12 protein-coding genes and 1 pseudogene are annotated in these 13,065 nt (G+C 36.8%); 9 read left to right on the top strand and 4 right to left on the bottom strand.

The features are described 5' to 3' along the window. Nucleotides 1–95: 95 nt before the first annotated feature. From ABH968_RS05015 to ABH968_RS05005, 3 genes are read left to right on the top strand one after another with little or no spacing between them, the layout of a single operon-like run. A complete protein-coding gene (locus tag ABH968_RS05015; protein WP_049663835.1) occupies nucleotides 96–323 on the top strand; it encodes a FeoA family protein in 228 nt (75 codons plus the stop codon). After that, nucleotides 320–2,299 carry a ferrous iron transport protein B gene (gene feoB, locus ABH968_RS05010; protein ID WP_370042937.1) on the top strand — a complete coding sequence of 660 codons (1,980 nt, stop codon included), beginning with the start codon at nucleotides 320–322 and terminating at the stop codon, nucleotides 2,297–2,299. The genes ABH968_RS05015 and feoB overlap by 4 nt, the downstream gene beginning before the upstream one ends. Nucleotides 2,300–2,309: 10 nt before the next feature. Further along, complete coding sequence (locus ABH968_RS05005; protein WP_370042936.1) at nucleotides 2,310–2,489, top strand: FeoB-associated Cys-rich membrane protein; 180 nt, start codon at nucleotides 2,310–2,312, stop codon at nucleotides 2,487–2,489. A 127-nt stretch (nucleotides 2,490–2,616) separates the two neighbouring features. Here the strand turns inward: ABH968_RS05005 and ABH968_RS05000 are convergent, their stop codons facing one another. Further along, nucleotides 2,617–4,305 carry a methyl-accepting chemotaxis protein gene (locus ABH968_RS05000; RefSeq protein ID WP_370042935.1) on the bottom strand — a complete coding sequence of 563 codons (1,689 nt, stop codon included), beginning with the start codon at nucleotides 4,303–4,305 and terminating at the stop codon, nucleotides 2,617–2,619. Nucleotides 4,306–4,651: 346 nt separating this feature from the next. Between ABH968_RS05000 and vrrA the strand changes: the two genes are divergently transcribed. Next, on the top strand, nucleotides 4,652–5,194 hold the full coding sequence (vrrA, locus tag ABH968_RS04995; protein WP_370042934.1) for a VrrA/YqfQ family protein: 543 nt from the start codon (nucleotides 4,652–4,654) through the stop codon (nucleotides 5,192–5,194). Nucleotides 5,195–5,267: 73 nt separating this feature from the next. Then, entirely contained in the window at nucleotides 5,268–6,236 is a 969-nt protein-coding gene (locus ABH968_RS04990) for a 4-hydroxy-3-methylbut-2-enyl diphosphate reductase (RefSeq protein WP_370042933.1), read from the top strand. Nucleotides 6,237–6,460: 224 nt separating this feature from the next. Here the strand turns inward: ABH968_RS04990 and ABH968_RS04985 are convergent, their stop codons facing one another. Further along, the gene (locus ABH968_RS04985) at nucleotides 6,461–7,162 is read right to left on the bottom strand and encodes a response regulator (RefSeq protein WP_370042932.1); all 702 of its coding nucleotides are present in this window, start codon (nucleotides 7,160–7,162) and stop codon (nucleotides 6,461–6,463) included. 253 nt (nucleotides 7,163–7,415) lie between these two features. Then, on the bottom strand, nucleotides 7,416–8,996 hold the full coding sequence (locus ABH968_RS04980) for an ATP-binding protein (RefSeq protein WP_483308115.1): 1,581 nt from the start codon (nucleotides 8,994–8,996) through the stop codon (nucleotides 7,416–7,418). A 112-nt stretch (nucleotides 8,997–9,108) separates the two neighbouring features. Here ABH968_RS04980 and ABH968_RS04975 point away from each other — a divergent pair, with 112 nt between their 5' ends. Both ABH968_RS04975 and ABH968_RS04970 read left to right on the top strand, forming a co-directional pair. Beyond that, the gene (locus tag ABH968_RS04975; RefSeq protein WP_370042931.1) at nucleotides 9,109–10,158 is read left to right on the top strand and encodes a TRAP transporter substrate-binding protein; all 1,050 of its coding nucleotides are present in this window, start codon (nucleotides 9,109–9,111) and stop codon (nucleotides 10,156–10,158) included. Between the two features lie 288 nt (nucleotides 10,159–10,446). After that, nucleotides 10,447–11,712 (top strand): dicarboxylate/amino acid:cation symporter, encoded by a 1,266-nt coding sequence (locus tag ABH968_RS04970; protein ID WP_370042930.1) that lies wholly within the window; start codon nucleotides 10,447–10,449, stop codon nucleotides 11,710–11,712. 132 nt (nucleotides 11,713–11,844) lie between these two features. Here ABH968_RS04970 and ABH968_RS04965 read toward each other — a convergent pair. Then, nucleotides 11,845–11,953: pseudogene (locus tag ABH968_RS04965) on the bottom strand (GNAT family N-acetyltransferase); the annotation flags it as partial. Between the two features lie 97 nt (nucleotides 11,954–12,050). Between ABH968_RS04965 and ABH968_RS04960 the strand changes: the two are divergent. Together ABH968_RS04960 and ABH968_RS04955 are read left to right on the top strand one after the other, a co-directional pair. Beyond that, nucleotides 12,051–12,587, top strand: a complete 537-nt coding sequence (locus ABH968_RS04960) for a tubby C-terminal domain-like protein (protein ID WP_370042929.1) — start codon at nucleotides 12,051–12,053, stop codon at nucleotides 12,585–12,587. A gap of 63 nt (nucleotides 12,588–12,650) precedes the next feature. Further along, nucleotides 12,651–12,947, top strand: coding sequence for a hypothetical protein (locus ABH968_RS04955; RefSeq protein ID WP_370042928.1), 297 nt, complete (start codon nucleotides 12,651–12,653; stop codon nucleotides 12,945–12,947). Nucleotides 12,948–13,065: the final 118 nt, after the last annotated feature.

Below are 13,065 nucleotides of genomic sequence, written 5' to 3'. Positions count from 1 at the left end.
ACTTTCAACAGTAAACTTATTATTGATACACTAGATAAAAAATGATAAGATTTTTTTGATAATGATTATCACTCACAAGAAAGTAGGTAGATCTTATGAACCTTCACGCGGTTCAATTGGGGGAAAAAGTTAAAGTAAAAGATCTACAGCAAATTGACTCTCTTTTATGTAAACGATTAAATGCTTTTGGAATAAAAGAAGGCTGTCAAGTTTGTATGGTCCAAAAAGGATGGTTTTCTGGAGCTTGTATATTGGAATGTCAAGGACAGAAAATCGGGCTTAGAAAAAAAGATTTAATGGATATAAAGGTCGAACAAGTATGAGTAGATTAGCTTTAATAGGAAACCCTAATATCGGTAAAACATCATTGTTCAATACATTGACAAATTCATATGAATACGTTGGCAATTGGAGTGGTGTAACCGTTGAAAAAAAAGTAGGACAAGTAAAAAGACTACAAAAGGAAATAATTGATTTACCTGGTGTATATACGCTTAACCCCATTTCAAGAGATGAAAGTGTTGTCACTTCATTTTTACTTGAAGATCAGGTGGATGGAATTTTAAATATTATCGATGCCTCTAATTTCGAACGAAATATGCAATTAACAGTAGATATACTTGAACTTAGCAAACCTGTTTTCGTTTGTTTAAATATGATAGACGTTGCGAAAAAGAAAGGCATTTCAATTGATGTCGAAAAATTAGAGAATTCTTTGGGAGTACCTGTTATTCCAATAAGCGCTCGTACTGGTAAAGGTGTCGAAGGTATTTATGCTGCTATTCAAGCCTCCGATCGTACTCAACAACGTTTTACATTTACCTATGATGACCTAATTGAAGAAGGCATCTCAAAAATTGAAGCATTGTTACAACATGTTCCTGAAGAACAAAGAAGATGGTGTACTATTCAATTTCTAATAGGAAATGAAGCTGTTGACGTTTTTTTGAAAGAAAAGGAATACTTTGAACAGCTTGCTGCAATGCGAGATGCTTTAGAGAAGCAAATAGGTGAACCACTAAATAAAGCTATTGCTAAAAAACGTGATTTATATATATCTAACATCTACAAAGAAGTAATCATACAAGAGAAAAGTGAAACACAATGGTCAGAGAAAGTTGATAAAATTTTAACACATCCGATTTTAGGTATTCCGATTTTCTTAGCGCTTATGTTTTTAATGTTTCAAGCAACGTTTGCATGGATCGGTACCCCGCTTTCTGATTTCCTGGATGGCATTGTAGGCGGCCCTCTTACAGATATTGTTACTCAAGTCTTAGAAGCTATTGGTGCAGCCCCTTTTATTATTAATTTAATTTGTGATGGGATCATTGCAGGTGTTGGCGGCGTCTTAGTTTTCATACCACAAATCTTTGTACTATTTTTCTTTATTTCACTATTAGAAGATTCAGGGTATATGGCGAGAATTGCTGTTGTCATGGATCGCCTTATGGAATTTTTCGGTTTAAACGGCAAGGCTTTTATTCCGATGATTGTAAGCTTCGGATGTAACGTTCCTGGCGTAATGGCTGCAAGAACAATTGAACAGCCAAAAGAACGACTATTAACTATACTAGTAGCTCCGTTTATGAGCTGTTCAGCAAGATTACCTGTGTATGCTTTATTTGGCGCAGCATTCTTTACTAAACATCAATCTTTAGTGGTATTCTCCCTATATATAATGGGAATAGTGATAGCACTTATTGTGACAAAAATATTATCAATGACGATTTTGAAAAATGAAACTTCAGTTTTTATTGTTGAATTACCAGCCTATCATGTACCACAGCTTAAAACACTTTGGCGTTCTACTTGGGAAAAAGGAAAAGGATTTTTCCGCAAAGCTGGTACTATTATCTTTGCCGGCTCCGTGATTATTTGGCTTCTTTCTTATTTAGGACCACATGGCGCTAATGTCAATATGGATGACAGCTTTTTAGCAATTATTGGAGGCGCTTTTGGTGTATTGTTTATCCCGCTTGGCTTTGGAACATGGCAAGCTGGTGCATCCCTTATTGCTGGTTTCCTGGCAAAAGAAGTGATTGTTTCGACAATGGCGATTATTTATGGCGTAAGTGAAGGTGTCTTATCGTCTACAATGACCACTCATTTTACTGCTTTGAGCGCTTATACATTCTTGGCCTTTGTTTTACTTTATATGCCTTGTTTAGCCACAGTAGGCGCAATAAAAAGGGAAACACAGTCTGTGAAATGGACTTTATTTGCAACAATATATCCATTTGTTGTAGCTTATCTTATTGCACTTATGATTTATGGTATCGGGAACTTATTGATGTGAGGTGTAGAGAATGTCTTTATTGATTAATATCTTAATCGGTAGTATTATATTTGGCTATGCTGGTATTACCTTATATAAGAGCATTAAGAAACAGAAGAAGGGCAAGTGCGCATCATGCTCATTACAGAAGAGTTGTTCCTCTAACGTTTGTGCCCCTCCTTCTAAACTGAGAGATATTTCCCATAAATAAATTTGTAGAAAAATAGAGCGAGGTAATTCCAAATGGTTAATTCATTTGGAAACTACCTCGCTTTTTTGTGATCTTTTAGACATGGAGGGCTTTGACGGAAACCAACCCCACATTATGATAATGAGCCTTATATTTTAAATTTATTGATTTCTTCCTTCACGGACACCGCTTCTGCACTTAATGCCTTTGCAACAGCATTAATTTCTTGAATGGTCGCAGTTTGCTCTTCGATTGTCGATGCTATTGTTTCAGATTGCTGTGCAGCATAATTGGAAGAAGAGGACATTTCATTGACCGACGCTGCCATTTCTTCAGTACTTGCAGAAATTTGTTGCGTAGAAGCAGACACATCCTCAATCTGAGATGTCATATCACCAATCGCTTTTAAAATTCCATCAAAGGCATTTTGGGCATTCTGAATAAATGTGACACCCTCATCTACATTTAATACAGTTACACTTACTGCCTTTTCTACTTCCTTCGTTTCTTGCTGAATAAGTGCTATGACATCCACTATTTGATTGGCAGATGCTTTTGATTCCTCTGCTAATTTGCGTACTTCATCTGCCACGACTGCAAATCCTTTTCCATGCTCCCCTGCACGAGCCGCCTCAATCGCAGCATTTAGTGCTAGAAGATTTGTTTGCTCAGTAATGTCAGTAATTACTTTCGTAATATTAACAATTTCAGCTGATTGTGTGCTTAGCATCTTAATTCGCTCATTTGTTGTATTTGAAGATTGTTGGATAATCGACATTTGGTCTTCTGCGATATGTAACGTTTTTTCACCATCATTTGCAATAGATTGTGTATCTACCGCTTTAGAATGAAGCATTTGAGTAGCCTCCGCAATACGTTGAACACCTTGAGCAGTTTCATCCATTGCTATCGAACTTTCACGACCAGTAACAGCTGCTTGGTGATCACTAATTGCCATTCTCTCTACAAGGTTTGCAATATCATGAGAGGAATTTGAAATTTCATCTGTACTTGCTGCTAACTCTTCAGCTGCTGATGTTGTATGCTCAACATTTGCAGTCATACTATGTATTAATGAATGTAAATTAGATTTCATCAAATTAAAAGAATCTGCTAAATCTTTAATTTCATCCTTCGTTCTGACTTCAATATCCTTTTGACATAAATCTCCTTTTGCAATTACCTTTGCTGCAGAAGTTAGCTTATTGACGGGAACAACGATAGAACGTACGAATACAATCCCAACTGCTATACAAATCATTAAAATAATACAGAACATCCATAAGAACCACTGCTTATTATCATTAATAAGCTTTTCAACATTTGCTAAAGAATTTTGCATGTCTGTAATGTTTTCTTGTTGAAACAAATCTACTTTGTCATTAATCTCAACGGATGTAGTATCAAATTCAAGCATCATTTTATTCCCTAACTCAGGCCCACCTTGAATATAGCTGTTAGCCATTTTTTGACCAGCACTATAATACTCATCAAACGCTACTTTAATCGCATCTAATCTTTCCTGGTCTTCCGGATGCATTTTTTTCACTTGTTCCAAATCTTTATAAAAAATTTTACTATATTTTTCTGCTTGCTCAAATCCATCATCTAAATTATCGAGTGCTCTTGTTGCACTAATATCAGTCAAAAACTGCTGAACCTGCACAACTGCTAACTTCATCTCATCTGCTAATAACGTCGTTTGAAGTGTTTTTTCTTTTATCAAATGTACTTGTTCTTGTTGGGATTTGGCATTTTGTTGTTGAAAAATCCCCATAACTAAAACTAATAATACAATAAGACCAAACGACACTATACTTCTAATTTTAATTGTCACAAAATACCTCCTATTTTTTACCGCCGCTATCAAAAAATATTTTATCAATTTATTTACATTAATGTAATACATTCAAATCTTCTTTTTCTAAAATGATGATTTACTAACAAATCATTATACCTTTCAAAACGGCTGGAAAAGTGAAAAAAATGTGTAGTTTTCAAGAATTTTTTACCACTAATTAACTACAAATAAAATAAGTAAACCTTCCAGGATATAGTGAGATACATTTACAATCGCCCTAATTATTTATTTGTGCGTGTCGAACGCTAACTTACCCATCTGCATATCATATTTATAATCAGGTATGTCATCAATGTTAAATCACTATCGAAAGGAGATCGTTATGGTATTTAGACCACAGTTCCCGATGTATCCTGGTGGCATGAGAATGCCCATGCAAATGCCGATGCAAATGCCCATGCAAATGCCCATGCAAATGCCAACACCTCCACAAATGTCACCGCAGTCCTTTTTCCAGCCTGGAGGCTTCCCAAATCCACGAATTCCAGGTGGCTTTCCAATGTCCAGTGGAATAGGAGCATTTGGAGGACAAATGCCAATGCCATCAATGCAGGAACCTTCAAAAATCGGTTCATTTTTGCAGCAGGCGAATAGCTTATTTAACTCAGCGAAAACATATACGCCTTACATTCAGCAAGCAATGCCAATGGTAAAAAATATTCCGTCACTTTTAAAATTGTATAAAGGTTTTCAAGGTCTTCCTGCTGCAGGAGCTGCCGCAGGTGCTGCAGCAGTAGCAGCTGAAGCAGCGACTAGTGGAGGAGCAGGTTCAACTAAAAGTCGAAAAGCGTCTCGACAAAATGGATCATTTACTCCTGCTGAACCACTTCCATCTAAGCCCCGTATATTCCAGCCGCCTATGTAGATGAAGGTTTCTTTGTATTCGCCGTCCCTGTCCGTTATAATGTAGATAGGTAAGCTTGAAAGGAGTCACAACCATGCAAGTATTAAAAATTAATCCACGTGGCTATTGCTACGGTGTTGTTGATGCGATGGTCATCGCTCGAAACGCCGCACTCGATAAAACATTACCAAGACCTATCTACATTTTAGGTATGATTGTGCATAATAAACATGTTACAGATGCCTTTGAAGCAGATGGCATCATCACATTAGATGGCGAGAATCGTTTAGAAATTATTGAACAAGTTGAAACTGGCACTGTTATTTTCACAGCCCATGGTGTTTCACCCGAAATTCGTGAAATTGCGAAGCGAAAAGGCTTAGTATCCATTGATGCTACATGTCCTGACGTAACAGTTACACACGATTTAATTCGTGAAAAATCAGCAAATGGCTATGATATTATATATATCGGTAAAAAAGGCCATCCCGAGCCAGAAGGAGCAATTGGCGTTGCACCAGATCATGTGCATTTAGTGCAATCATCCACTGATATTGATACATTAAATTTAACGAATGATAAATTACTAGTAACGAATCAAACGACGATGAGTCAATGGGATGTCGCTCATTTAATGGATAGTTTAAAAGAGAAATTCCCACATATTGAAGTGCATAAGGAGATTTGTTTGGCAACCCAGGTACGCCAAGAGGCAGTTGCTAAGCAAGCTGGGGAAGCAGATTTACTTATTGTTGTTGGTGACCCAAAATCCAATAACTCGAATCGTTTAACGCAGGTGTCTGTTGAAATAGCAGGGACGCCATCTTATCGAATTGCAGACGTTTCTGAGCTGAAAATTGAATGGTTAAAAGGAATTAATTCCGTCGCCGTTACAGCAGGTGCTTCAACGCCAACACCAATTGTAAAAGAGGTTATTTCATTCCTTGATCAATTCGATGAAAATGATGAATCAACACATATCATTAAGCGTACAGTTACAATAGATAAAATTTTACCTAAAATTAAAACGCCAAAGCCTGTTGAAAAAATTATGCCTTACTAAGAACAAATGCGCTAAAGCGCTCGTTTACATCCGACAAGCGCTAGAGAGCCCGAAGCAAAAGTAAACGCTCCACCACTTTTGCCCGAGGGATCGAAGCGACCTCGAGGATGTAGCGCTTTTGCCTAGACGAAAACTATGCCTTTGGTTATCCATAACTTAAAAATCAATAATTACTTTAACAGTAAAAAATCCTGATTGTCTATTTTAACAATCAGGATTTTTCATTATTTACTAAAATAATAATTGACCGGACGACCAATGCCACCATAATGCACATCCATCGTAATTTCCTCTTGCTTCTCTAAATAATCTAAGTATCGTCTTGCTGTTACGCGTGCAATACCTACGCCACTGGCAACTTCTTCTGCCGATGCTCCTTCTACAGATTGCAAATAGTGCACAACTTTCTCAAGTGTTGCACGATTAAAACCTTTAGGTAAACTTTTTTCTGACCGTAAGACATTTGATTGCTGAACCTCATTATGCCCACCATGATAATGGAATAACTGATCAAGCTCCCCTTGTGTTAGCTCACGCTCCGTTTGCATTTGCTTTTTGAAGCGCAAATAATTTTCAAGCGTTCCTTGCACTCGTTCAAATGAAAAAGGTTTCATAATATAATCAAAGACGCCCAGATGCAGGACCTGTTTTACAGTTTCCATATCATTAGCAGCAGTTACCGTAATTACATCTACTGGTAACTTGAGTTCACGAATTTTTCGTAAGCTTGTCACTCCATCCTGCTCTGGCATGAAAATATCCATAAATACTAATTCTGGTTTAAGTTTTCGAATTTGGGCAATCCCTTCAACTCCATTTGAGGCTTGTCCAATTACTTCAAATCCAGCTATCTTCTCAATAAATTGGCGATTAACCTCTCGCACCATTGGATCGTCCTCTATTAATAAAACCTTTGTTTGTGTCACTGTTAGTCCTCCATACACTCTGTTCTATCTCTAAATGTGTAAATATTCACTTAAGGAAGCTATCTAAGAGAGCGTCACACTGTTCCCGTAGAATTTCTCGCTTCAATTTCAACTATTCATATTACATTTCTCATAGGATTGATCTCCATTACAACCAAGCTCTTTCTTAGGGACGTCAAATGAACCCCAAGGAGTCGTCCAGTCTTTACTCCAATCAAAACAACGTTATCACCAACATTTGATAATGAGTCTATTAAGTATGGTAAAAAGTTATTAAAAAGCTTGTTCCTTTATTCGGTTCACTTATGACTTCAATTTCTCCCTTTCCTTTTTGTACAATTTCTTTTATTAAAAAAAGTCCAATGCCTCGACCTTTTTTCTCTTTTGTTGAATAGCCATTATCAAAAATATGTGCCTTTACTTCATTTGTCATGCCTATACCATTATCTGTTACTAAGATTGCCAACACATCCTCATCCTCATCAACAGAAACATGGATAACTTTTTCTTCAATTTGTACATCCCTTAATGCATCAAAAGCATTTTCAATTAAGTTACCAAACAAAATAACGAAATCATGATGATCTAGATTGTTAGGAAATGTTGTCAAACGGCTTTCTCTATCAATCTCCAGTAGAATTCCTTGTTCTTTTGCATAGGAAATTTTACTAAGCAATAGCCCTGAAATATTTTCATTTTTAATCCGTTCATTTAGAAAGTTTGTAATTTCATCGTGTTCTTCTTTTACTTGCGTTAAGTAAGAAAGTGCTTGTTTATGATGTCCAAGCTGTAAAAGACCAGCAATTGTGTGCAATTTATTTTTATGCTCATGTGTTTGTACGCGTAATGCTTGTACAAATGCCTTAACACCCGTTAATTCCTCTGCAAGCTTTTTCACTTCTGTACGATCCTTAAACATGGCCACAGCTCCAACCGTTTTCCCATTAACTTGTATAGGAATACGATTACTCATAATACTATGATCATTAATATAGAGCTCACGATTGAAAATAGGTTGATCTAGCTCCAAAATTTCCGGTAATCGTGTATCAGGTAAAACGTCAAAAATTTTCTTCCCTATTAATGTTGACGCTTGTTTGTGTACACCTAATATTTCACATGCTTTTTCATTAAATATTGTGATTGTCAAGTCATTATCAATAGCAATAATCCCTTCATGCATCGCGTTAAAGGTTTCTGTTCGTTCTACATACATTTTAGCAATTTCGTGAGGCTCTAGCCCAAACATTTGCTTTTTCATATGAATCCCTAAAGTATGGGCCCCCCATGCACTAAAGAAAAGAGACAATAAGATAGTAATCATTAATTCTGTTTGAATAGATTGTAGTAACTCTGCAATAGTTAAAACACTATAGCCTACTACTACTACACCTATTTGTCTTCCTTCTTTACTCATGATCGGGACGAATGCTCGTACCATATCTCCATGCTCACCATGTGCGATGGATGTATAATAATGCTCAGAAAATGCAGCGTTTAGATCACCTGACTCCGAGACTTGCCCGATCTCCTCTGTATTTGGATGTGAGTACTTGCGCCTTTGCATATCCAGTGCAACAATATACTGTGCGCCATTGATATCACGTATTTCTTCCACTACAGGATTTATGTGTTTCGTAGCCTCGTTAAAATTATTATTTGAAATGTAAGTTTTCAGCTCAGGAAGCTGTGATACTGTTTTTGCCACAAGTAAAGCTTGATCTCCAAGCTTATCCTTTTGCTCATTCATGACAAACCCTAGCAAAAATGTTCCACCTATACTAAAGGAGAGCATGAGAATAAAAAAAGTCAGAGACATAATTTTTCTCTTCATCGATAATTTTTGAAATTTCAAGATGTACGCCTCCCTCTTACTATATTTTAGCTTACTCCATATGTTAGAATAACAAAAACATCAGAAAATACGAATAAATTGGGTGTAATAGATGAAAAAATTTATTATTGGAACTATAGTAACCGTTTTACTGTTAACGATAGCGATTGGTGTTCAACAGGGGTTACTATTCGCCAAGCCTCTCCCCTATGACGATGAGCAAAAAGGCTTGGATACACAAATTACGATTCATTTAAGTCATGTTGTTGCTGAGAATACACCAAAAGGACAGGCGGCAAGTAAATTCGCCGAGCTTGTTGAGGAAAAAACAAATGGTGAGGTGAAGGTCCACGTCTACCCAAACTCCTCCTTGTTTAATGATGGAAATGAGTTTCAAGCTTTGCAAAATGGACAAGTAGAAATGATTATCCCTACTTTTTCAAAGATGACATCCCATATACCAAACTGGCAGGTTCTCGATCTACCTTACCTTTTTAATACGGATGACGAAGTTCATGAGGTTCTTACAGGTTCGATCGGTGAACAATTGTTAAATGAGCTTAAACCTTTTCATATAAAAGGACTGGGCTTTTGGCATAATGGCTTTAAACATTTGACCTCTGTCGATCACCCTATTCAAACATTTGAAGATTTAAAAGGCTTACGTGTCCGTACAATGCCAAGTAAAACTCTTGAAAAGCAATTCGAGGCTGTTGGTGCTACACCAATCCCGACTCCCTTCAGCGAGGTTTTCACTGATTTAGAATCGAATGCCATCGATGCTCAAGAAAACACAGCGTCCAATATTTATTCTAAAGGTTTCTATAAAGTACAGAAGCATATGACATTAACAAAGCATGGCATTTTAGGATACACCGTTTTAATTAACGAAAAGTTTTGGAAGTCCTTACCTTTAAAAATTCAAAAACAGATTATGGAGGCTATGAAAGAAACAACAGACTGGCAATTTGAGCAAGCTGTAGAAATAAACAAAGAAGATTTGCAAAAACTTGAGCAGCAGGATAACTTTGAGATTTATACGATGAGCAATAAGGAACGCAAACGATTTAAAGAAAAACTAGCACCTGTCTATGATTTTTATAGAAACAATGTACAAAATAATGATGTTTTATCGGAAATTGAAAAAATTGTTTCCCCTTAAAGTATTTCTTCACTGCGGGATCAATACTTTTGTTCATTAATGATAAAATCCTCACAAGCGTGGGGATTTTTTTCTTTTGTATTATAATAGATTTCAAAATTATAAAACTACTATAAAACAGCCACAAACCCTTGTTATTACTAGTTTCATTCATCCCTCAACTAAAAATGAACAAAATGAACAATAGAAACTTTACGGTCATAAAAACTATTGTCGGAAAATTTCAGCTATGATAGCCTCATGAAAGCGTTCACATAATATTCATAAATAGTGTAAGGGGAGAACTTTATGCGTATAAATTTTAAAAACTTAACTGTACAAGTACTGATTGCTATTGTACTAGGTATTATTGTAGGTGCTACGTTCCCAGAGTTCGGAGCGAAGTTGAAAATATTAGCAGATATTTTTATTAAATTAATTAAGATGTTAATAGCTCCTATCATTTTCTTAACAGTTGTTATTGGAATTGGTAGTATGGGTGATGTAAAAAAAGTTGGTAAAATTGGCGGGAAGGCATTAATCTATTTTGAAATTGTCTCTACTTTCGCACTTGCAATCGGCTTAATCGTTGTCAATATTGTACAACCTGGTAAAGGCTTTAATACAGCGGCTGCAAATGGTGCAGATGTTTCCCAATATACAGAGGCAGCAGCAGCTACAGAGCATGGTATTGGTGCATTTTTTATGCAAATTATACCTGATAATGTTGTCGGAGCACTTGCAAATGGAGAGTTATTACCTGTTTTATTCTCAGCTGTTTTATTTGGCATAGCTGCTGCTGCTATTGGTGAACCAGCTAAACCAGTTATTAAATTTTTCGAACAAGTAGCAGATATATTCTTTAAAATTGTTAATATGGTCATGAAGGTTTCACCGATTGGGGCATTTGGTGCTATGAGCTACACAATCGGAAACTTCGGTCTTAAATCACTAGGAAACTTAGGATTTTTAATGCTTTCCGTTTATATTACAATGTTTATTTTTATCGTATTCATTATTGGGCTTATTACACGTTACTTTGGATTCAGTATCTTTAAGTTTATTAAATATATTAAAGATGAAATTTTCATCGTTATTGGGACATCATCATCAGAATCTGCACTCCCTTCGATGATGCGCAAATTAGAAAACTATGGTTGCTCTAAACAGGTCGTTGGTCTTGTCATTCCAACGGGGTACTCCTTTAACTTAGATGGTACATCCATTTACTTATCCATGGCGGCTATTTTTATCGCACAAGCTTATGGAATTGATTTAGATATTTGGCATCAAATTACATTGCTTGCTATTTTAATGCTAACATCTAAAGGTGCGGCTGGTGTAACAGGCTCAGGCTTTATTACTCTCGCAGCAACATTAGCAGCATTCCCAATGATTCCAGTAGAAGGGATTGCACTTTTAATCGGGGTCGATCGCTTTATGTCAGAAGCCCGCGCCGTTACAAACTTAATTGGTAATGGTGTAGCAACAGTTGTCGTTTCAAAAATGGAAAAAGAATTCGATCCAGAGCAGGAAAAACGTGCTCTTGCAGGAGAAGTTACAACTCAACAATAAAATGAAAGGTTGACCGAACGTGAAGAATTTCACATGTTCGGTCAGCCTTTTTCAGTGGTAAACTTCATATTCCATTTTTAAAAACTCGAATGTGCTTCCGTTTGTTGCTTGCATAAAAGTAGATACATCTTTCTTCCTGATCTGCTTCCATATCATAAAATGAATATTCCCCGTCATAATGTTAATTAAAGGCGATGTCTTCTGCTTCCTCTTGTGTCATAATACTAAATTTATAGTTCATTGAAATCCACCTCTCTAACTGTTTATTAAAATTTTTATTGAAGGTGAAACCTAGAGTAAAGCTTCTCCGTATAGTAAGTAGATTGGAGGCTTTTTTTATGACTACATTTACCCTTACCTATCCAAAAGCTTTCGAAAGCTTTGCAAATATCCCTATTATGAATGAACAAAATGAGACAGTTTGTGTGCTTCAAAAGGTTGAACGTTCATCCGTTGGAAAAGTAATTAACGCTGTTATGCTCGCTGCTGCACAACAGTCATTACCACATCGCTATGAAACACGCACTACTTTAGGGGCACCACTTTTTCAAGTGCATTCTACACTATTAACAAAGGGTGTTAGCCATCAGCTAATTATGCCAGATGGATCCATTCTACCGATACAACGGAAAACGGTTCAATTACTTGAATCCTCCTACTCTTTTACAATGGATGGACTCGCTTTTCGCTTTGAAAAGGATTTTACTTCAACTGCCTATTTATATTGTAATGATGAAAAAATAGCAAGCGCTAGTAATATAGAAACTGAACTTGTGCGTACTGGTATATCTTTTAAGCTTTTTAATTCTGACGATACGCTCTTTGTTGCTTTGCTAGCAACTCTGTATCAGGCTTTATTTTCAATGAGTAATTAGGGGCTTATCACCATAGAGTGGGTTGATTTCCGTTCCAACTGGGCGCTTTGCTAGGGGTGTTCGATGAGCCCCTTCACTCGCCAGTCCCTCGGAGTAGGTCGACCTCACCTCAATCAGCTAGTGGCAGAAAAAGCAGTTTTGGCGGCGAAGCGGACGGCTTTAGCGGCGGAAAAAGCAATTTTAGCGGCGGAGCGGACGGCTTTAGCGGCGGAAAAAGCAATTTTAGCGGCGAAGTGGACGGCTTTAGCGGCGGAAAAAGCAATTTTAGTGGCGAAGTGGACGACTCTAGCTACGGAAAACAAAGTTCTATCAACCGAGAGTAAGCTCCTAATTAACATAAATACATACCGGTTTAAATAGAAAATGAAAAAAACTCCTATTGTTGAAGTGACCCCTAAAAGTTAGACACGGTTATTTCATTAGGCAGCTTGGGTAAAACGAGTTCGGTATTGCACCGGACTCGTTTTTAATTTTGCCT

The sequence above is a fragment of the Lysinibacillus sp. RC79 genome (assembly GCF_041262405.1).
Classification (GTDB): domain Bacteria; phylum Bacillota; class Bacilli; order Bacillales_A; family Planococcaceae; genus Lysinibacillus.
Note: the sequence above shows the minus strand (reverse complement) of the source record. Positions and strands in the feature narration are given on the sequence as shown.

Bases quoted from the DNA above. Each gene is read 5' to 3' on its own strand.
- ABH968_RS05015 (WP_049663835.1), top strand. From the start codon at position 96: ATGAACCTTCACGCGGTTCAATTGGGGGAAAAAGTTAAAGTAAAAGAT.
- feoB (WP_370042937.1), top strand. From the start codon at position 320: ATGAGTAGATTAGCTTTAATAGGAAACCCTAATATCGGTAAAACATCA.
- ABH968_RS05005 (WP_370042936.1), top strand. From the start codon at position 2,310: ATGTCTTTATTGATTAATATCTTAATCGGTAGTATTATATTTGGCTAT.
- vrrA (WP_370042934.1), top strand. From the start codon at position 4,652: ATGGTATTTAGACCACAGTTCCCGATGTATCCTGGTGGCATGAGAATG.
- ABH968_RS04990 (WP_370042933.1), top strand. From the start codon at position 5,268: ATGCAAGTATTAAAAATTAATCCACGTGGCTATTGCTACGGTGTTGTT.
- ABH968_RS04980 (WP_483308115.1), bottom strand. From the start codon at position 8,996: ATGAAGAGAAAAATTATGTCTCTGACTTTTTTTATTCTCATGCTCTCC.
- ABH968_RS04975 (WP_370042931.1), top strand. From the start codon at position 9,109: ATGAAAAAATTTATTATTGGAACTATAGTAACCGTTTTACTGTTAACG.
- ABH968_RS04970 (WP_370042930.1), top strand. From the start codon at position 10,447: ATGCGTATAAATTTTAAAAACTTAACTGTACAAGTACTGATTGCTATT.
- ABH968_RS04960 (WP_370042929.1), top strand. From the start codon at position 12,051: ATGACTACATTTACCCTTACCTATCCAAAAGCTTTCGAAAGCTTTGCA.
- ABH968_RS04955 (WP_370042928.1), top strand. From the start codon at position 12,651: ATGAGCCCCTTCACTCGCCAGTCCCTCGGAGTAGGTCGACCTCACCTC.